Origin of the sequence: Pleomorphomonas sp. JP5, from assembly GCF_023721815.1 — a bacterium.
In the GTDB taxonomy this organism is placed as follows: Bacteria; Pseudomonadota; Alphaproteobacteria; order Rhizobiales; family Pleomorphomonadaceae; genus Pleomorphomonas.
Genome location: NZ_JAMDLI010000007.1, coordinates 67327 through 87669, shown reverse-complemented (window position 1 = coordinate 87669; position 20343 = coordinate 67327). Strand labels below are relative to the sequence as shown.

The window sequence follows — 20343 nt, the reverse complement described above, 5'->3', positions numbered from 1 at the left end:
TTCTGCCCGAGGTCCTGCGCCTTCGCGCAGGATGACAGCTAAATATTTGTTTCAATTATATAGTTTCGTCATCCTGCGCGAAGGCGCAGGGCCTCGGGAAGGTGGAGCGCGCCGTTGATATCATGCTCCAAAAGCCACGGCGGCCTAATCCTCCGCGCTCCACCGTTTCTGGGGCCTCTCACCGCCGATATGCGCTCAGGCGCCGGCGACGATCTCCCTGAGGCGGGCCATCGTGTCGGCCGCCAGCCGGCCCTGCCGCACCGCCTCGACGTTGTCGATGACCTGCGCCGTCGAGGTGAAGCCGGGGATGGGGATGGTCCGCTCGGAGGCGCCGAGCACCCAGGCCAGAGCACCTTGCGGCATGCTCCTGCCATAGGCGGTCAGCAGCGGCGTGATGTTCTCGAGGACGTCGAGATAGTGCTCATTGGCGGCGCCGGCCTTGAAATACTTCATCCACGCGGCCGAGCTTGCGCGCACGTCGGTGCCGCCCAACCGGCTCGCGCGGTTGTACTTGCCGCCGAGCAGGCCCATGGCCAGCGGCAGCCGCGCCAGCGAGTAGAGGCTGCGCGCCTCGATCAGGGCCAGCATCTCCGGTGCGGTGTCGAACACGTTGAGGTCGTGTTCCACCACCTTGAAGCCGGGGTAGTCGGCGACGGCCGAGACCAGCGGCACGAAGTCGCAGCTCCAGCCATAACATGTCATCAGCCCCTCGGTCCGCATCGCCTCCAGCGTATCGAATACCGGGCGGGCCAGGTCCAGGGCGAGCTCGTTGTGGTGCAAGAGCACCACGTCGACCGACGACCGCCCGAGCCGCTTGAGCGAGCCCTCTACACCCCGGCGGATGCCGGCGGGGCTGAGGTCGTCGGGCTGCTCGATGACGCGGGTGACGGGGTCGCCGATGTAGCCGCACTTGGTGACGATGACGACGTCGTCCTTGTCGGCCAGCGCCTCGCCGACGATCAGCTCGGAGTTGCCGGCGCCATAGGCGGCGGCGGTGTCGAAGATGCGCAGTCCGAGGTCGTAGGCGAGGCGGATGCCAGCAATGGCGTCGTCGCGCGAGATCGACCCGTAGCTACTCGGCCCATGCGGCCAGATCATCATCCCCCCGGCCGCCCAGGTGCCGAGACCCATGCGCGGCACCGTGGCGCCATTCCAGAGCGTGATGGTCTCGGCCGGGCCGGATGGGGTGAGCGTGTCTTTCAAGGACGGCATGGCAAATCTCCCTCTATGCCCTGCCGACATAAACGCAGGAGTGAAGCGATTTAAGCGTGCAGATTTGAAAGACGAGGTGCAGGGATGAAGGATGGGGGAGGGGACCTCCGAAATCAACGAATGGGGTAGGCTGAGGGTTGTACCTGAGCTTGCAACCGGTGCGTCGGTCGGTCACACTTCAGACACGCATACGTTCATTAACATGGCAACTCCGGATAAATGGATCGCCCCTTTTTCAACGCGAGCATCGGGGAGCTCGAAGCCAAGTTTGGCAACAATCGCTCCGATCGTTCTGTTCTTGAGTCCCTGCTGCGTGAACTGGAATTCCGGTCGAAGCCCCGAGCCGTTCACCTTCGGGAGCGCGTCGTTCAGGCGATTGGTGTGCTGAAGCAGGGCGATAAGCCAAAGGCACCGAAGCCCACCGTTTCGGGCTCAAAGGCGAAGCCACCGCCTGCCGCTCCGCCGATCGCTGAACCTCCCACGCCCGCTAAGCCGCTGTCACAGCCATCGCTTTTCGACAACTCCCCGTTGCCGAGCAGTCAGCCAAAAGTCGATGCGGAGCCCCGTTCGGCTCCAAAGCCCGATGTCAGGCCTGTGTTTGTTCCCCACCAGATCGAACGCGTGCCGCGTGATCGACCGTATACCGATAAGCCGGCCGACATTCTGTCGGTGTGGACGGCACTCGAAGTTTTGTCCCCATTCACGTTCGTCAAGCCGGAGGATTTGGCAGACGGGGATGGACGCCGGATAGCCAGATTTGGCGAAGGCGAACCGCTGCCTTGGGTCATCGGTAAGGACAAAGCCAAGCCCAACACTCAGTTGTTTTATCACGTTGTCCTCGGGGCTATCCGCATGGCGGAGGCCACGAGTGCGTTGCTTCAGGTTTTTGCCGACAGCGACGTGGACCGTAGTCCCGCTCGCGGCTTTGCGGGGATCGCAACCATTACCGTAACGCGTGACGGCCTCCCCGTCCCGGACAACGCAGTGGCAATATCCAGCTTTGCCTGGGGGCTACCATTGGCGCTAAAGCGGGACCTTGTCGGGCTTGGTCAGTGGCCGAACGTGGAGGGGCAGCTCCGAGACTTTCTCGACAAAAAAATCAGACGGCAGGACGATGAGGGTAATCCGCTTCCTCTCGATCTCTCCACCATCGATCGCGCTTATTCCGCGCTCGTCGATCGGTTGGGCATTGCGAGCGACTTGGTGGATGCACCCGGCTTTGCCACAAGGCACTATCACTATTGGAAGGCGACAGAGCCGCCCGATCCGCCGCTGCTGGGCAGCTTCTATCTTGGCGATCTGGCTTTGGCTCAAAGTGTCATGGCCGAGGGCAAGCATCGCAACCTTGCCCGCTACCTTGGCAAGGAGAAGCCGAACAGTTGGCACGATCTGTTGGAGGATGCGCGTAAGCTTACGGAAGTAGTCAGGCCCCGCAACATGCCGGCCGGACGCTGGACGGGCGAAAATCGGTATCCTTTGGTGCTCTTGCAGCAAGCCGCCGTTAACCTTGCCATGTCGGGTGACTCGGCAACGTCCATCCTGCCCGTGAACGGGCCTCCGGGAACAGGTAAGACGACGCTGCTCCGCGACCTCGTTGCCGCCTTGTTGGTGAAGAGAGCTGCGGCAATGACCGCATTCGACGACCCCGAGGAAGCCTTCACCTATTCCGGCCAGAAGCATAGATCCGGGGCGGGATTCACCCACATTTACACGCCGCATGAGTCCATTTGTGGTTTTGAGATGATCGTTGCCTCGTCCAACAACAAGGCAGTCGAGAACGTCAGCAAGGAGCTGCCGCTCCTGAAGAACATCGCGGACGATGCCCCTGATCTTCGCTACTTCAAGACCGTTTCGGATCGGCTAGCAAAAGGGCGAGACGATCAATCCGAGGCGGAAGAAACGTGGGGAATGATCGCAGCGGTCTTAGGGAATGCTTCGAACCGCTACACCTTCAGGGACGCTTTTTGGAGCGACCCTGACCTTGGCTTAAAGCCGTATCTTTATGAGGCGGCAGGGCATCCCCAACTTGTCGAAGAGGTCGACCCGAAGACTAAGAAGGTCCTTCGCAAGCGTCGTCCGGAAGTCGTTGCCCGCGAACATCCGCCGACATCGCACGATGCGGCCCTGAAACAGTGGCGCTCGGCCCGAAAGCAGTTCCAGAAAGCCTTGTCTCGAATGACGGGCTTTCTCGAGGCTGTGGAGAGGGCTCAGGCTGAGCTTGGCCGGCTCGATCGGTTACGGTCCGAAGCTCGCGCCGCTACAGAGTTAATCGCAGTCATCGAAAGTCAGGAGACGCGGGCGCAGGCCGCTTTGTCAGCTTGCGAGAGCGCTACGAAGTCGGCCTCACTGAAAGCCGACGAACTCACACGACATATGTCCGATCTCAATCGGGACGTTCCGGGCATCCTGTCCAAGGTCTTTGGTTCGGCAGCCGCCAAGGACTGGGAAGCTAGGCGCAATCGGCTGACTGCTGCGTTGGCATCAGCCAGGGTTTCAGTCTCAAATGCCCGGACAAACGAGCGTCAAGCTCGAGACGAAGTTGCCGCCTTGTGCGCCAAGCGAACAGCCGCCGGTCAACAGGCAGAGCGCTTGCGGATGGAGCTTAGCGATGTCGAGCAACTGGTCAGTCTCTATCTGGATCGTTGCGCACCCAGAGCCGTGGACCAAGGCTTTTTCCGACGCTCTCACGCCGAAAGGCATTGTGCTGCGCCATGGCTCGATGCCGAGGCTCAGCGACTGCGGGATGAGGTCTTCGAGGCAGCCGTCCGCGTCCACCGGGCGTTCATCGGCGCGGCGGCGAAGCCGATGCGAAACAACCTCGATGCTCTCTTCAAGACATTTTTCGGCCGTTCGGCTTGGTCGCCGAAAATGCGACCCCTGATGCCTTCGCTTTGGAAAACGCTGTTTCTCAGCGTGCCGGTTATCTCAACAACCTTTGCCTCTATCGAGCGGATGCTGGGTTTCCTGCCTCCCGAAGAACTCGGCTGGCTACTGGTTGACGAGGCGGGGCAGGCCTGCCCGCAAGAGGCGGTTGGCGCGCTGATCCGGGTCAAGCGAGCCGTCGTGGTTGGCGATCCGCTTCAGGTCCAACCTGTGACCAGCTTGCCGACGGAGCTCGCAGAGGCCATCTGCGACGATTTCAACGTCGACCCCGATCGTTGGAACGCGCCCAAGGCATCCGTGCAAACAGTGGCCGATGCGACCAGCAGTCTTGGCGGCGAGTTCGAGCTTGCAAGTGGGAAAATCCGCGTTGGCGTGCCTTTGCTCGTGCATCGCCGATGCTCGGAGCCGATGTTCACTGTTTCAAACGAGATCGCTTACAACAACCTGATGGTGAAGGCCACGCAAGCTCGACAGTCAAAGATCAGGGATGTGCTCGGTCAGTCCCGCTGGATCGATGTCGCGCCGGGGCGGACTGAAGACAAATGGAGCGAGGCGGAAGGCTTGGCGGTGCGAGGCCTGCTCAAGCGCTTGGAGGCCGGCGACGTTGAAACCCTCGACCTCTACGTCATCACGCCGTTTCGCATCGTAGCGCAGAAACTGCGCGAGCGGCTGGCCATGCCCGGCGTTCTCAATCGCTGGACTGACAAACCGTGGGAGTGGGCGCGCGATCACGTCGGCACGGTTCACACTGTCCAGGGCCGAGAGGCGGACAGCGTCATATTCGTGCTGGGAGCCGCCTTGCCGGCGCAGGGTGGCGCAAGAGGGTGGGCTGGCGCGACGCCCAATCTCTTGAACGTGGCCGTCACGCGCGCCAAGGAGAATATCTACGTGGTCGGCTCTCACTCGGTCTGGCAGAACGCTGGCTTGTTTGGGCGGCTAGCCGATCACTTGCCGGTTCACAGAGCCTGATTGACCATCACCCCCACACCCCCACACCCCCACCCACCCCCTCGAACACCGGCTTGCCGAAGTAATACCCCTGGAAGAGAAGCGCGCCCATTTCCCTCAGCGTGTCGAACTCGGCCTCCGTCTCCACGCCTTCGCAGAGGGCGGTGATGCCGAGGTCGGCGAGCATGGCCAGCGTGTGGGCGACGATGGCGCGGCGCGCGGGGTTGGTGTCGATGTCTCGGATGAGGTCCATGTCGAGCTTGACGATGTCGGGCTGGAACCTGGCGAGCAGGCTGAGGCCGGCGTAGCCGGCGCCGAAGTCGTCGATGGCGGTCTTGAAGCCGATCTCGTGGTAGGTGGTGAGGATCCTCAGGAGGTGGGCGGTGTCGAGCGGCTCGTTCTCGGTGAACTCGAAGATGATCTTCTCGAGCGGGAAGCCGACGCGTTCGGCGGTTTCCAGCGTCTTGCGGATGCAGGCGCGCGGCTCGTAGACGGCGTTGGGCAGGAAGTTGATGGAGAGCCCAGACTCTTTGGTGGAGCAGCCGCTTTTCGATCAGGTTGGACAACCTGATCGGCGGGTGCTCTGGTCGCCACCGGCCGGGAACAGGCGCGAGGCCAGCTCGATGGCCTTGACGCGGCATTGCTGGTCGAACCAGTAGCGGTTGTCGGCGTCCACCTTCGAGAGGATGCTGCCGGCGCCTTCGCCGGCCGTGCCGCGCACCAGCGCCTCGTGGCCGAAGATCGTGCCGGTGCGCGTGTCGACGATGGGCTGGAAGGCCATGGAAAAGGCAAGCGGGAACCCGTTGTCGCGCTGGCAGCCCTGACATCCTGTCTGCATGATGGCCCCCATGGGCGAGCCTTCGCCCAGCTCCGTCCCGTCCATCCTTAGCCGGGGCGGGTTACGGCGGCGTAAAGCCGAGGGCTGGGGGAGCGGAGCCGCCGACGCAAGCCCGGTGCCCGCGTTTACCCGAGGTGCGCTTGTCAAAAAGCGTGGCGATCGGCGGTGGATTGAACCGTTTGGCCGTCCCCTGCGTATCTCTTCAGAGACCGTCCGGCGCTCCGGCGCCGGCCAACGGCAGGAGAGGAGGATGACCCATGACCTCACGCGTCCTGATCGCCATGCTTGCATCTCTCATGGCGGCGCCCGCGCTCGCCGCCTCCGACGCCACGCTGTTCGGCCTGTGGGCGCGCGGCGACGGCAAGGCCAAGGTGCGGGTGGAGCGCTGCGGCGAGAACATCTGCGCCGTCAACACCTGGGTGCGCAAGGGCACCAAGGGTGAGAAGGCCGGCGACATCCTGGTGATGTCGGTCGTGCCCGACGACGGCGGCCGCTGGTCCGGCACCGCCTTCGACCGCCAGCGCGACCTCACCTATCGCATGACGCTGAAGGTGGGCGAGAAAGAGATGGTCACCGAGGGCTGCGTTCTCGCCGGCATCGTCTGCAAGGAGATGGCCTGGACGCGCCTCGATTTCGAATGACAGGCGTTTCGCTTGATCGACCGGCCGCCGGCCCGGGAGTTGCGCAGGCCGGCGGTCCTGTCGATGCCGCGCGCGATCAGCCGGCGCGGAGGCTGGTGACGAAGTTGGCGACTTCGTCCTGAAGGGTCGACGACTGGCCGCTCAGCGTCGATGACAGGGTCATCAGCTGCGTGGAGGCCGCGCCGGTCATCTCGGCCGCCGTGCTGACGCCGGTGATGTTGTTGGTCACGTCGGTGGTGCCGGTGGCGGCGAGCTGGGTGTTGCGGGCGATCTCGCTGGTCGCCGCGCCCTGTTCCTCCACCGCGCTGGCAATGGCGGCCGACGAGCTCTGGATGCTGTTCACCGTGCGCACGATGCGCGAGATTGCCTCCACCGTGGCGCCGGTGGCGCCCTGGATCTCGGCGATCTTGCGGCCGATCTCGCCGGTGGCCTTGGCGGTCTGGTCGGCCAGTTGCTTGACCTCGGCGGCCACCACGGCAAAGCCCTTGCCGGCCTCACCGGCCCGCGCCGCCTCGATGGTGGCGTTCAGCGCCAGAAGGTTGGTTTGCGCCGCGATGTTGGAGATCAGCGTCACCACCTCGTCGATCTGCTGGGCGGCCTGCGACAGCGTCTGCACGTTCTGGGCGCTGGTTTCCGCCTCGGTCGCCGCGTCGCGGGCAATGGAGGACGACTGGCTCACCTGCTTGGAGATCTCCTGGATGGAGGCCGACAGTTCCTCGGTGCCGGCGGCCACCGTCTGCACGTTGCCGGCCGCTTCCTCGGCCGCGCCGGTGACGGCCTGCGCCTGACGGGCGGTTTCCTCGGCCGTCGCCGACAGGTTCTTGGCCGCGTCCGCCACTTCGGCGGACGACTTGGCGAACTCTTGCGCCAGCGCGCCCATCTTGGATTCGAAGGTGTCGGCGATCTCGCGCCGGGCGCGGTTCATGGCCTCGCGGTTCTTCGCCTCGTTGTCGATGGCCTGCTGGCGCAGCCGCTCGGTTTCGGCAAGGCTGTCGCGGAAGCTCGACAGCGCGCCGGCGATCATGCCCACCTCGTCCTTGCGCTGGAGGTAGGGCACCTCGGTGGCGAGCTCGCCGCCGGCGATCGCCTTCATGCGGGTGGTGATGGTCTTGATCGGCGTGGAAATGGCGCCGTTGAGCACCAGGATGCCGAGACCGGCGAACAGCACCATCAGCGCGCCGCCGGCTATGATCGACCAGGTAATGGAACGAAAGGCGTTGTCGCGGGCCCGGGCGCGCTCGTCGAGCAGGCTTTCCTCGGCGCCCTTCAGCTCCTTGACGATGACGCGGATGCCATCCATCGACTTCTTGCCGACGCCATTGCGTTCGAGGTCGTAGGCGGCCTCGCGGGTGAGGTCGTTGCCGCGCAGGCCGATGCCCTTCTCGGCGACGTTCATGCGCCAGGCATCGGCGGCGGTGGCGATCTGGTCGAGCCGGCCCTGCTGCGCCGGGTTGTCGGCGGTCAGCGTGCGGAGCTTGGAAAGGGCGGCCTGGAAGTTGCTGCTGCCGGACTTGTAGGGGCCGAGATTGTCAGGGTTGCCGGTGACCAGGAAACCGCGAAAGCCGGTTTCCTGATCCACCATGGCCGCCTGCATGGCGTCGGCCTGCTGCAGCACCTCATAGGTATGGACGGTCCAGTCGTCGGCCTGTTCCAGTACGTTCTTGTTGTAGAATATGTAGGAGTTGAGCGCGACGGAGATCACGATCATCGCCCCGAAAGCCGCCAGCAACTTGTAGGCGATCGACATGTTGTTCAGCATTTTCATCTTCGTCCTTCTTGGGTTCCGAAGGAAAACAGAGTGCGAAAGGCAAGGGCGCGCGCGACGGAGTGCCGCCTCGCACGGTTCATGGGTGGACCGGTATCTCGGAGTGCATTCCAACCCGGCCCGCCATGGCGCCGGACGGCGACCGACAGGCTCGGGCGTCCCTGGCGCGGAGACCGGGGAGACTCAACCAAACGGTGTACCGAAATGTCGAACCTACTCTTCAGGGATGAAATTGCCGCCGGTATGGTTAATGAAATGCTAATAAAAAGGCTCGAAAATCACCTATTACGGGTATTGATGGATATATTTCAACCTCCCGTCGGTGGCCGTGGCGAATCCGCCTTGGAGCTGGCGTGTCGGTATCTTTTTGAAAAACGGAATAGATTTTTGGGGGAGAGCCCAAACTCGCCAATAGTGCGCATGCGCGCAAGCGAAGGTTGCCTACAACTTTTGCGGAGGAGTGGCGCAACCAAGTAAATTTGCCGCGCACCGCTCTTTTTGCCGCGAGCCCGCTGCCAGCCGTTCTCTCCGGCTGTCGCCATGTGGCCTTGGGAGGGCCCGGCACGCCGGGGCGGACGCGCGTTCTCGTTCGCCGCCGCCCCCAAACCGAACAATTGGACGGCACCGCTTTTGCGGCGATCACGCCGCCAGATCGGCCGGCCGGTAGAGAAGGGACCGCCCGTCCGCGAACAGGTGGACCTTGGACGGGTCCGCCGAAAGGCCGACCAACGCGCCGCGCAGCTCCTTGTGCGAACCGCCGAGCTTGGCGATCACCGGCGCCTCGCCGTCCCGCGCCTCGAAGTAGAGCAGGGTCACTTCACCCAGCGCTTCCGTGATCTTCACCTTGCCCCGGAAGGCCGCTTCGCCGTCGGTCACGCGGCAGTCTTCCGGCCGGATGCCGACATTGACGCGCCTGCCGAGGTCGCCCTCCCGCGTGGCGACGGCGGACTGGATGGCGCCGCCGGCATCCAGCCTGACCGTGGTCATGCTGCCCGTGCCGGTGATTTCGCCGGAGAGCAGGTTCATGGAGGGCGAGCCGATGAACTGGGCGACGAACTCGCTGTTCGGCGTCTCGTAGAGTTCAAGCGGCGTGCCCACCTGGGCAATGCCCTTGTCGGCCAGAACGACGATGCGGCTGGCCAGCGTCATGGCCTCCACCTGATCGTGCGTCACATAGATCATGGTGCTCTTGGGCATCGATTCCTTGAGCTGGGCGATCTCGATGCGCGTCGCCACGCGCAAGGCGGCGTCGAGGTTGGAGAGCGGTTCGTCGAACAGGTAGACCTTGGGGTCGCGGACGATGGCGCGGCCGATGGCCACCCGCTGCCGCTGCCCGCCCGACAGCGCCTTCGGCAGGCGGTCGAGATAAGGCTCGAGCTGCAGGATCCTGGCGGCGTGCTCGACGGCGCGGGCGATCTCCGCCTTGGACCTCCGGGCGATTTTGAGCGCAAAGCTCATGTTCTCGCGCACCGTCATATGCGGATAGAGCGCATAGGACTGGAACACCATGGCAATGCCGCGCTGGGCGGGCGGCACGTCGTTGACGCACTGCCCGTCGATCTCAAGCGTGCCGCCAGTGATTTTCTCCAGGCCGGCGATCATGCGCAGCAAGGTCGACTTGCCGCACCCCGACGGCCCGACGAAGACGATGAGCTCGCCCTGTTCGATTTCGAGGTTGATGTCGTTCAGTATCTGAACGGTTCCACCATAGGACTTTTCGATCCCGGTCAGCTTGAGGCTCGTCATCGTCCCCTCGACTATGCTCGCGTTGCCAGAAATGCCTGCCAGGGCTCGAGCCGGACATGATTGCCGGACACCATGGTGGCGTCACCGAATTCACCGCCGACCGGACGCCAGTCGCCCTCCGGCAACGGGGTCTCCCTCGGCGTCTCGCCAAGGTTGAAGGCGCAGAAGATGTCGCCGTCCGGCCCGCGACGGACGAAGCGCAGCAGGTCGCCGTCGGCGACCAGATCGTCCATCGCCCCGTTCCGCAGCGCTCCGAACTGGCGACGCAGCGCGATCGCCCGGCGGTAGTGATGAAGAAGGGCGGTGGCGTCGGCTTCCTGCGCGGCGACCGAGCTTGGAAGATGCGCCTTCGGAACCGGGAGCCAGGGCGTCGCCGCGCTGAAGCCGGCGCCGGCGTCGGTCGTCCAGGCCATGGGCGTGCGGCAGCCGTCGCGTCCCTTGTATTCGGGCCAGAACTCCAGGCCGGCCGGGTCCCGCACCTGATCGAGCGTCAGCTCGGCTTCCGGCAGTCCGAGCTCCTCGCCCTGATAGAGGCAGGCCGAGCCCTTGAGGGCCATGAGCAGCGTGACATAGGTGCGCAGGGCGGCCGGCGACAGGCCCCAGCGCGTGCCATGACGGACGACGTCGTGGTTGGAGTAGGCCCAGCAGGCCCAGGCGTCGGGCGAGTAACCGTCGAGTTTGTCGAAGACGGTTTTCACCAGCTGGGCGGTCACGCGGCCGGCGTCGAGAAACTCGAAGGCGTAGCACATGTGGGCGCGGTCGCCTCCGGCCGTGTATTCGGCCAGGATCTCCAGCCCCCTTTGCGCGTCGCTGATCTCGCCGACGCAGGCCCGCCCGTTGTAGCCGTCCAGCAGCGCGCGCAGGCGCTTGAGAAAGCCGAGGTTCTCCGGGCGGTTCTTGGAATAGATGTGTTCCTGGTGATTGTAGGGATTGACCTTGGGGGCGACGGAGGCGTTCCGCCTCTCAGGGGCCAGCGGCGGATTGTTCCTCAGTTCGGCGTCGTGGAAGTAATAGTTGATCGTGTCCAGCCGAAAGCCGTCGACGCCGCGCTCGAGCCAGAAACGCACGACGTCGAGGACGGCGTCCTGAACGGCCGGCTCGTGGTAGTTGAGGTCCGGCTGGCTGGTCAGGAAGTTGTGCAGGTAATACTGCTCGCGCCGGGTGTCCCACTGCCAGGCCGGCCCGCCGAAAATCGACAGCCAGTTGGTGGGCGGCGTTCCGTCGTCCTTGGCATCCGCCCAGACGTACCAGTTGGCCTTGGCGTTGTCGCGGTTGGCCCGGCTTTCCTTGAACCAGGCATGCTGATCGCTGGTGTGGCTGAGGACCAGGTCGATCATCACCCGAATGCCGAGGGCATGGGCGCGGCTCAACAGGGCGTCGAAATCGGCCAGTTGCCCGAACAGCGGATCGACATCGCAGTAGTCGCTGATGTCGTAGCCGAAATCCTTCATCGGGGAGGTGAAGAAGGGGGAGATCCAGATGGCGTCGACGCCCAGCGAGGCGACATAGGGCAGGCGCTCGGTGATGCCCTTCAGGTCGCCGACGCCGTCGCCGTCGCTGTCCTGGAAGCTGCGCGGATAGATCTGATAGATGACGGCGCCGCGCCACCAGTCGCGGTCGGTTCCAGGCTGGGCAACAGAATTGATGGGTGTCACGACGTTCATACCAGTCCCTTGTCCACTATTTCACAGATCCGGCCAGCATGCCGCGCACCAGATATCTCTGCATCGAGAAGAATACGGCCAGCGGGATGGCAATCGACACGAAGGCGCTGCTTGCGAGAATTTCCCAATTGCCGCCGCGCGTGCCCAGCAGCTCGACGATATGCTTCGTCATCACCGTCGTGTCGCCGGAGCTGTCGATCAGGAAGACCATGGCGACCAGAAGGTCGTTCCAGGTCCACAGGAACTGGAAGATGGCGAAGCTCGCCAGCGCGGGATAGGACAACGGCAGAATGATCTTGGCGAAGATCTCGAACTCCGTCGCCCCGTCGACGCGGGCGTTCTCGATGATGTCGCGCGGCAGGCCGGCCATGTAGTTGCGCAGGAGATAGATGGCCATCGGCATGCCGAAGCCGGTGTGGGCGAGCCAGGCGCCGATGTAGCCCTTGCCGATGCCGATCTCGTTGTGCAGCCTGAGGAGCGGGATGAGCGCCAGCTGCAGGGGCACCACCAGCAGCGCCACGACAGCGGCGATGATCAGGCTTCGGCCGGGAAACTCCATCCACGCCAGCGCGTAGGCGGCGAAGGCCGCCACGAGAATGGGAATGATGGTGGCGGGAATGGTGACGGTCAGCGTGTTGTAGAACGCCTTGGCGATGCCGTCGACATTGCCCTCTTCAAAGAGAATGCCGCGGTAGTTCTCGAACGAGAAGCTCGGCGGCACGTTGGCGGTGACGAAGACGCGCTGGCCGCGCGCGCCGGTGAACGCCGTGTCGCTGGTCATGCGGTAGGCGCCATCGGCGCCGACGCTGAGGGTTCCGCCATCGCGCAGGCTGACGCTGTCGCCCGGCTTGTTGGCGCCAATGTCGTTCGAGGAGGTGCCCCAGGCGGAGATCGTCATCGTCTGGCCCGGTTCGAACAGCTGGCCCTCGATCACATACTGGCCGTCGATCTGGCGCTGGGCCTGCGCGTCGGCCGTTCTCAACGTCAGCGTTTGCTCCTGCGGGAACAGCGCATCCCACCAGCCGCTCGTCGCGATCTGGTCCGCCGTCCGGAACGACGACACCAGCAGGCCGAGCGTCGGCAGGGACCACAGGATGACCAGGAGCGCCGCCGAGATGTGAACCGCCCAGGTCAGGGCGCTCTTGCGCCCCGCGATATGTTCCATCACCGCATCTCCTTGCGCGCGTTGCGAACGTTCCAGACGAGGATCGGCGTCACCAGCAGCATGATGACCATGGCGCTTGCCGAGCCCACGCCCCAGTCGTTGGCGCGAAAGAGCTTGTCGTACATGTAGTTGGCAAGGACCTGGGTTTCCCACTGGCCGTTGGTCATCGCGAAGACGATGTCGAAGATCTTCAGGACGATGATCGTGATCGTGGTCCACACCACCACGATGGTGCCCATGATCTGCGGCGCCTTGATGCGGAAGAAGACCTGCAGCGGGTTGGCGCCGTCGATGATCGCCGCCTCGATCGTCTCCTCGGGAATGCCCCGGAGCGCGGCCGACAGGATGACCATGGCAAAGCCGGTCTGGATCCAGATCAGGACGGCCATGAGAAAGAAGTTGTTCCAGAAGGGCAGCGTCAGCCAGTGCTGCGGAGTGTCGCCGCCGAAGAACAGGTAGACGGCGTTGAGAATGCCGATCTGCTCGGTTCCCTCCGGTCGCGCGTCGTAAACGAGCTTCCAGATGACCGATGCGCCGACGAAGGATATGGCCATCGGCATGAAGATCAAGGACTTGGCAATGTTGCCCCAGCGGATGCGATCGGTCAGCTGGGCGGCCAGAAGGCCGAAGGCGGTGGACGCCGCCGGCACGATCACCAGCCAGAGCATGTTGTTGCGGATGGATTCCCAGAACTTCGGCTCGGACAGCATCTGGCCGTAGTTGGCCAGCCCTGCCCATTCCTCGCCGCCCCCGACGCGCCGGGTGACCGACAGCCACAGCGTCGCGACGACGGGATAGGCGAGATAGACGCTCAGGACGAACAGCGCGGGAAACAGGAACAACCAGGGCCGGATCATGTTGGCGCGGTTGATGTTGCGGCCGGCGCGGATGCCGCGAGCTGGAAAAATGACCTTGTCGATCAACAGGTTGGACAGGTAGAAATACGCGGTACACGCCCCAACCGCGACCACGATGGCGACAATGCCAAGTAGAGCCGGGTGCATTGCGCCCTCCCAACACCGGTATCACTGAACTTCAGGCCGAGACCCCTCCCGGTCGGGGCCGGGAGAGGGCGTTTCGGGAGAGGTTCTTACTTGAGGTTCTTCCAGCTGGACTGGATCTCGTCGGCGGCCTGTTCGGCCGTCTTGGCGCCGGAGGTGTAGTCGACCATCCCGGTCCAGAACGTGCCGGCGCCGATAGCGCCCGGCATCTGATCCGAGCCATCGAAGCGGAACGTCGTCGCGTTGAGCAGGATGTCGTTCATCTTCCTGACTTCGTCATTGGGGAACTTGGCCTTGTCCACGCTCTTCAGCGGCGTCAGGAAACCGCCCCGCGCCATCCAGATCTCGTGGGCTTCCGGCGTCTCCAGGAACTTGATGAAGTCGCGCGCTTCCGGGCTGTCCTTGGTGATCACCGCCATGGTGCCGGCGCCGAGAACCGGCGAGCCGAGGTCCTTGCTGGCGTAGGACGGGAAGTAGAAGAAGTCGGCGTCGACGCCCACTTTCGTCCCTTCGGGGAAGAAGGTGGGAATGAAGGACGCCTGGCGGTGCATGTAGCACTGCGGGGGCGAGGTGAAGAGGCCCTTCGGCGAGTCGCGGAAGTCCGTTGAGGAGACGGCGCCGACGCCGCCGGAGACGTATTTGTCGTTGCGGGCGAAGCTGCCGTATTCCTCGATGGTGGCCACGATCCTCGGATCGTTGAACGGGATCTTGTTGGACACCCAGCCGTCGTAGACCTCGGGCGGCTGCATGCGCAGCAGCAGATCCTCGACCCAGTCGGTCGCCGGCCAGCCGGTCGCCGCGCCGGAGCCGAGCCCGATGCACCAGGGCGTCTTGCCGTCGGCGACCATCTTGTCGCTCAGCGCCTTGAGTTCCTCCATCGTGGTGGGGACCTCGTATCCGGCGTCTTCGAAGTTCTCGGGCGAGTACCAGACGAGCGACTTGAGGTCGACGCGGTAGAACAGCCCGTAAAGGTGCTTCTGACCGCTCTGGTCGGGGAAGCTTCCGAGGTCGGCCCAGGACTGGCCGGCGGCGTAGTTGTCCTTCACCCAGTCGGCCGTTCCCTCGGGAAGGGGGGTCAGCGCGCCCCGCTTGGCGAGGTCGGCGGCGAGGCCGGGCTGCGGAACGAAGGTGATGTTGGGCGCCGATCCCGCCTCGACGTCGATGATGATCTGCTGCTCCATGCTGTCGGAGCCGACATAGGAATACGCGTGCCCGGTGGCCTTCGAATAGGCGTCGAGCATGGCCTCCATTGACTTCTGGTCCTCGCCCAGCCAGCCGCCGAGGACGGTGAGCTGTTCGGCATGCGCCGCGCCGGCGGACATCGCAAGGCAAGCGATGCCGGCCATCAGATGGCTTTTCATGACTTCCTCCCAGGTTCCCATAAGACGAAGCGCTGACCAAATTTGAAAGCGCTTTCGAATTGACCTATAGCGACATCCGTGGGGCATCGTCAAGAAGGGCGTTCCCATATTGTGGGGATCTTGCTACAATCTCATTGAAAACGCTTGATATTAGGCTCTTGATTGTTTCGACTTGTTCGTCGCTGGCAAGGGAATCCATGTCAGGGTGAGGCTCGGATTTCGAAAGCGGTTTAAAATGACGATGACCTTGAAGGAGTTTTCCAAGACAATCGGCATGTCGCAGACGACCGTCAGCCGTGCCTTGGGCGGCTATCCCGAGGTCAACGAAGCGACCCGGCGGAAAATTCGCGAGGCGGCGGAGCAGTACAACTATCACCCGAACAGCCGCGCCACCGGGCTGGCGACCGGCCGGTCGATGATGATCGGGCACATTCTGGCGACGAGGACCCGCCACGAGATGGTCAACCCGATCTTCGGCGATTTCGTTGCCAGCGCGTCGAAAACCTATGCCGAGCATGGCTACGACATGATGTTCACCCGGGTGGAGGACGGCAACGAGGAGGCGTCGTATCTGAAGCTCAAGGCAAGGCAGGTTCTGGACGGCCTGGTCGTTCAGGGACCGACCGTCAAGGATGCCCACATCCCCATCCTGAAGAAGATCGGGATCCCCTTCGTGGTCCACGGCCGGTCGAGCGAGCTGACGGAGTCCTACTCCTGGGTGGACGTCAACAACCGGGCGGCCTTCAAGCGGGCGACCCAGTTCCTGATCGATCTCGGCCACCGCCGCATTGGCCTGATCAACGGCCTCGAGCACATGGACTACGCCTTCCGCCGCCGCGAGGGCTACACGGAAGCGTTGACGGGGTCGGGCATCGAGGTGGATCCCGCGCTGATGAGCTGCGACGAGATGACCGAGGCCTTCGGCTATCAGCGCGCGCAGCAGATGCTGCAAACCGACGCGCCGCCAACCGCCTTCGTCGTGTCCTCGCTCATTTCCGCCTTTGGCGTGCGGCGGGCGGCCGAGCAGCGCGGACTGGTTCTCGGCAAGGACTTCTCGGTCGTCTGCCACGACGACGATCTGTCCTATTTCGAAAACGGCCGGGACGTGCCGATTTTCACCTCCACCAGGTCGTCGGTGCGCGAGGCGGGCCGGCTTCTGGCCGAGCTGCTGATCGAAAAGATAGCGAACCCCAGAATGAAGGACCGGCACATCCTTCTCGAGGCGGCCCTGGTTGTCGGCACATCGACGGGCCCGGCGCCTTCGGCGGGATGAGCGGCGGGCCGGTCGCGCCTTACGGGCGAGAGAGCGCCGTCAGTTCGTCGTTCTCGTGGACGAAGCGGCCCGCCTCCTCGTGGCCGATGAGGGCGACGATGGCGTCGGCCACCGTTTCGGCGTGGATGCCGGCATAGCGGCTGAGCGGGCCGATCATCACCGGCGCCAAGGTATCGAACAGGCGCTGGCCGAACGCCTCCATCGGCCGCCGCTCGCGGCGCTCGCCGATCAGCATGCCCGGCCGGATGATGTCCACCCGCTCGAAGCCGAGGTCGGTCACCGCCTGCTCGATGGCGCCCTTGGTCTTGAGGTAGAAACCGGGGCCGCCGGCGCCGGCCGAGGTGACCAGGATGAACTGCCGCGCGCCGAGCGCCCGCGCGCCCTGCGCCACCGCCAGCACATAGTCGTGGTCGACGCGGAACATGGCTTGTTCCGAGCCGGCGGCGCGGATGGTGGTGCCGAGGCAGGAGATGCCGACGTCGATGCCCTCGGGCGCCAGCGGGCCGAGCAGGGCGGCCGGCGCCTCGGTCAGTCGTTCGAACTCCACCTCGTGGCCGCCGGACGGCGCGCCGGGGCGGACGAGGCAGGTGGCGCTGACGTCGAGGCGCGAGGCGAGGTGGCTGCGCACGAGACCGCCGACCAGCCCGGTGCCGCCGGCAAGAAGCACGCGTTGGATCATCCGAAGATATCTCCTCAGAGTCCGGCCCGGAACGTCACCGGGACGGACAGCTGGTGTGGCCCGGCGAAGTTCGCGTCAGGCTCTATGCGCTAGATGGTAGGTCGTCAGGGTTGTGCAAGGCTGGTCATTGGGCGAGAGGCGGGGCCGCCGGCCCCACATCCTGGTTCTTGGCCCAGGTTCACGGGCGCAGAAGAACCTTGCCAACCTTGCCCGGCGTGAGCGAGGCGGCGACGGCATCCTTGATCCGGTCGAGCCCGAAGACGCCTTCCACCGGCAGCTTCAGCTCGCCGCCCGCCACCAGCCGCATCAGCTCGCCGATCAGCGCGGCGCGCTTTTCCGGCGCCATGTCGGCGCTGACCTTGGCGCCCCAGAAGCCCTTGACGACGGCCTGCTTGAAGATGGTGGCGCCCGAGGGGATGCGCATCGGTTCGCCGGCCATGCTGCCGAAGGAGACGAGAAGGCCGTTGTCGCCGAGCAGGTGCATCAGGTCGCCGCTGGCGTCGCCGCCGATGGAGTCGACCGCCGCGCGGATCGGCGCGCCGCCGGTGATCTCGGTGACGCGCTCCTTCCAGCCGTCCGAGGCGGTGGAGACGGCGTTGGCGATGCCGAGGGTTTCAAGTTCGCCGACGCCGGCGTCGCGGCGGACGAGGTTGACGACGTTGATGCCGCGCGCCTTGGCCAGCATGGCCAGCGTCTTGCCGACGGCGCCGTTGGCGGTGTTCTGGATCACCCAATCGCCTTTATCGACGCCGAGGAAGTCGAGCAGCGTGATGGCGCTGAAGGGCATGGCGATCAGCTGGGCGGCGGCCTCGTCGGGGATGGCGTCGGGCAGCGGCACCAGCGACTTGGCCGAGGCGAGGAAATACTCGGCCCAGCTCTCGTGAACGCCGGCCGCCGCCACGCGCGCGCCGGGCGCGATGCCGGTGACGCCGGCGCCGAGCGCGTCGACGATGCCCACCGCCTCGCTGCCGCCGATGGCCGGCAGTTCGGGCTTGTAGCCATACTGGCCGCGCACGGTCCACAGGTCGTGGTTATGGATGGGCGACAGGATCATCCTGATCCGAACCTCGCCGCCGCCGGGCTCCGGCATGGGGCTGTCGGCCGGCGTCAGAACCTCGGCCGGGTCGCCGAAGGTGCGGTGCAGTGCGCTCAACATGGGTTTGTCCTCGAAAAGGTGGATCAGCTTTGGGTCTGCCATTCGGCCAGCGGAAAGAGGCGATCGTAGGCCCAATTGAACACGAAGGCGTAGGCCATGTAGAAGGCCGCGAAGGAGATGTCCATCATCAGCGCCTGCCAGATTGTGATGCCGAGGTAGAGCGCGATGAAGGGCATCAGCACCGCCAGAAGCCCCGCCTCGAACAGGATGGCGTGGAACACGCGCATCACCGCGCCCTTGGCGGTATTGCCGCGCGCGGCGCGGAGGCCAAGGTCGAACAGGTAGTTGTAGACGAGGTTCCACAGCGTGGCGACCACGGCGATGATGGCGCTGAGCACGCCGATGTCCAGCATCGGCTGGTGGAAGGCCAGCGCGCCAAGCGGCGTCACCAGCGCCAGCCCGATGATCTCGAAGCTGACGACATGACGAATACGGTCGGGCAAAGAACGCATGCAACCTCCTGGTGCCGGCTGACGGGGGAGGTCGCCCTCGCGTGAGTGGGAAGGATATATACGGATGCGCCGGGGCGCAATGCGGGGGTGGGGATATCGGCGCGCGTGGTTCGGGGAGCGTGATATGGGCCGCGGCGCTTTCTCGTCCCGAGGTCCTGCGCCTAAAGCGCAGGATGACAGGAAATTGATATGAAACAGGAGGATAGGCGTTTCGCTTGGGGGAGGGGAGTGGGTGCCTTCCATCAGGACAGGCAAACGGGCCACTGGGTTGGCGATCGGCTTATCCCGCTGTTTTATCTATATAAATCGTCATCCTGCGCTTTAGGCGCAGGACCTCGGGCAGGAAGGGGCGCGAGGTTGATATCGGGCGCCCTGGTTCAGGGAGCGTGATATGGGCCGCGACGATTTCTCGTCCCGAGGTCCTGCGCCTAAAGCGCAGGATGACAATTAATTGATATGAAACAAGGAGATAGTGCCTTGCGTGCCCGTCCCCTCACCCCCTGATGCGCAGGCTCGTTTCGGCGTCGAAGAGTTGCGTCTTGGTCGTTGGCAGCGTCAGGCGGAGAGTGGCATCGCTGCGCATGCCCCAGCGGTCGTGGAGTTCGGCGGCGATGGTGGCGCCGGCGCAATCCAGGTGGACGAAGGTGGCGTTGCCGAGTTGTTCGACGGTTTTCACCTTGGCTTCCAGCGGGCCGTCGCCGAGTTCGACGTTTTCGGGGCGGCAGCCGATCACCACGCGGCGGCCGGGGCGGAGGCCGGGGATGGGGGAGGGGAGGTCGACCTCGGTTCCCACGGGGCGGAGGCGGCCGGTGATTTGCACTTCGGCGGTGAGGAAGTTCATGCGCGGCGAGCCGAGGAAGCCGGCGACGAACAGGTTGTCGGGGTCGTCGTAGAGGTGAAGCGGCGCGCCCACCTGCTCGATGCGGCCGGCGCGCAGCACGACGATGCGGTCGGCCAGCGTCATCGCCTCCACCTGGTCATGCGTCACGTAGATCATGGTGGCGCCGAGGCGTTCGTGCAGGGCGGAGAGCTCGGCGCGCATCTGCACGCGCAGTTCGGCGTCGAGGTTGGAGAGCGGCTCGTCGAACAGGAACACCTGCGGATCGCGGACGATGGCGCGACCGATGGCGACGCGCTGGCGCTGGCCGCCGGAGAGCTGGGCCGGCTTGCGGTCGAGCAGCTCGGTGAGCTGGAGGAGGGCGGCGGCCTTTTCCAGCCGCGCGGCGGCGTCCGCCTTGGGCACCCGGTTGACGCGCATGCCGAAGCCCATGTTCTGGCGCACCGTCATGTGCGGGAACAGCGCGTAGGACTGGAACACCATGGCGACGCCGCGCTTGGCCGGATCGACGCGGGTGACGTCGCGCTCGCCGATGACGATCTCGCCGGCCGTGACCTTTTCCAGCCCGGCGATGAGGCGCAAGAGCGTCGACTTGCCGCAGCCGGACGGGCCGACGAAGACCACCAGCTCGCCATCGGGGATCGTCAGATCGACGCCGGAAATGATCTCGGTTGGGCCGAAGGCCTTGCGCAGGCCCTTGAGTTCAACACCGCTCATGGCG

15 protein-coding genes and 1 pseudogene are annotated in these 20343 nt (G+C 64.6%); 3 read left to right on the top strand and 13 right to left on the bottom strand.

Annotated elements, in window-relative coordinates; genetic code table 11:
• Positions 1 to 195: 195 nt before the first annotated feature.
• Positions 196 to 1212 (bottom strand): aldo/keto reductase, encoded by a 1017-nt coding sequence (locus M4J40_RS07375; RefSeq protein ID WP_251753310.1) that lies wholly within the window; start codon positions 1210 to 1212, stop codon positions 196 to 198.
• A 219-nt stretch (positions 1213 to 1431) separates the two neighbouring features.
• On the opposite strand from M4J40_RS07375, the gene M4J40_RS07370 reads away from it, so the two are divergent.
• A complete protein-coding gene (locus tag M4J40_RS07370; RefSeq protein ID WP_251753308.1) occupies positions 1432 to 5064 on the top strand; it encodes a DEAD/DEAH box helicase in 3633 nt (1210 codons plus the stop codon).
• Positions 5065 to 5071: 7 nt separating this feature from the next.
• Here M4J40_RS07370 and M4J40_RS22505 read toward each other — a convergent pair.
• Together M4J40_RS22505 and M4J40_RS22500 are read right to left on the bottom strand one after the other, a co-directional pair.
• A pseudogene (locus tag M4J40_RS22505) lies at positions 5072 to 5563 on the bottom strand (EAL domain-containing protein); the annotation flags it as partial.
• Between the two features lie 33 nt (positions 5564 to 5596).
• Positions 5597 to 5881, bottom strand: a complete 285-nt coding sequence (locus M4J40_RS22500) for a hypothetical protein (protein ID WP_311134079.1) — start codon at positions 5879 to 5881, stop codon at positions 5597 to 5599.
• A 257-nt stretch (positions 5882 to 6138) separates the two neighbouring features.
• Here M4J40_RS22500 and M4J40_RS07360 point away from each other — a divergent pair, with 257 nt between their 5' ends.
• Entirely contained in the window at positions 6139 to 6522 is a 384-nt protein-coding gene (locus M4J40_RS07360) for a DUF2147 domain-containing protein (protein ID WP_251753306.1), read from the top strand.
• 76 nt (positions 6523 to 6598) lie between these two features.
• On the opposite strand, the gene M4J40_RS07355 is transcribed toward M4J40_RS07360, so the two are convergent.
• From M4J40_RS07355 to M4J40_RS07330, 6 genes are all read right to left on the bottom strand, one after another.
• Complete coding sequence (locus M4J40_RS07355; protein WP_251753304.1) at positions 6599 to 8287, bottom strand: methyl-accepting chemotaxis protein; 1689 nt, start codon at positions 8285 to 8287, stop codon at positions 6599 to 6601.
• A gap of 639 nt (positions 8288 to 8926) precedes the next feature.
• Entirely contained in the window at positions 8927 to 10033 is a 1107-nt protein-coding gene (locus M4J40_RS07350; RefSeq protein ID WP_251753303.1) for an ABC transporter ATP-binding protein, read from the bottom strand.
• 11 nt (positions 10034 to 10044) lie between these two features.
• Positions 10045 to 11697, bottom strand: coding sequence for an alpha-amylase family glycosyl hydrolase (locus tag M4J40_RS07345; RefSeq protein ID WP_251753301.1), 1653 nt, complete (start codon positions 11695 to 11697; stop codon positions 10045 to 10047).
• Between the two features lie 16 nt (positions 11698 to 11713).
• Positions 11714 to 12862 (bottom strand): carbohydrate ABC transporter permease, encoded by a 1149-nt coding sequence (locus M4J40_RS07340; RefSeq protein ID WP_251753299.1) that lies wholly within the window; start codon positions 12860 to 12862, stop codon positions 11714 to 11716.
• The gene (locus M4J40_RS07335) at positions 12862 to 13866 is read right to left on the bottom strand and encodes a carbohydrate ABC transporter permease (RefSeq protein ID WP_251753298.1); all 1005 of its coding nucleotides are present in this window, start codon (positions 13864 to 13866) and stop codon (positions 12862 to 12864) included. The genes M4J40_RS07340 and M4J40_RS07335 overlap by 1 nt, the downstream gene beginning before the upstream one ends.
• 86 nt (positions 13867 to 13952) lie before the next feature.
• Positions 13953 to 15224 carry an ABC transporter substrate-binding protein gene (locus M4J40_RS07330; RefSeq protein ID WP_251753296.1) on the bottom strand — a complete coding sequence of 424 codons (1272 nt, stop codon included), beginning with the start codon at positions 15222 to 15224 and terminating at the stop codon, positions 13953 to 13955.
• 235 nt (positions 15225 to 15459) lie between these two features.
• Here M4J40_RS07330 and M4J40_RS07325 point away from each other — a divergent pair, with 235 nt between their 5' ends.
• Complete coding sequence (locus tag M4J40_RS07325; protein WP_251753295.1) at positions 15460 to 16497, top strand: LacI family DNA-binding transcriptional regulator; 1038 nt, start codon at positions 15460 to 15462, stop codon at positions 16495 to 16497.
• Positions 16498 to 16516: 19 nt separating this feature from the next.
• Here M4J40_RS07325 and M4J40_RS07320 read toward each other — a convergent pair whose 3' ends face one another.
• The 4 genes from M4J40_RS07320 to M4J40_RS07305 all read right to left on the bottom strand — a co-directional run bounded on the left by M4J40_RS07320 (position 16517) and on the right by M4J40_RS07305 (position 20339).
• On the bottom strand, positions 16517 to 17176 hold the full coding sequence (locus M4J40_RS07320; RefSeq protein WP_251753293.1) for a hypothetical protein: 660 nt from the start codon (positions 17174 to 17176) through the stop codon (positions 16517 to 16519).
• Between the two features lie 178 nt (positions 17177 to 17354).
• A complete protein-coding gene (locus tag M4J40_RS07315) occupies positions 17355 to 18332 on the bottom strand; it encodes a zinc-binding dehydrogenase (RefSeq protein ID WP_251753291.1) in 978 nt (325 codons plus the stop codon).
• Between the two features lie 23 nt (positions 18333 to 18355).
• On the bottom strand, positions 18356 to 18784 hold the full coding sequence (locus tag M4J40_RS07310; protein WP_251753289.1) for a PACE efflux transporter: 429 nt from the start codon (positions 18782 to 18784) through the stop codon (positions 18356 to 18358).
• Between the two features lie 493 nt (positions 18785 to 19277).
• On the bottom strand, positions 19278 to 20339 hold the full coding sequence (locus M4J40_RS07305) for an ABC transporter ATP-binding protein (protein ID WP_251753288.1): 1062 nt from the start codon (positions 20337 to 20339) through the stop codon (positions 19278 to 19280).
• Positions 20340 to 20343: the final 4 nt, after the last annotated feature.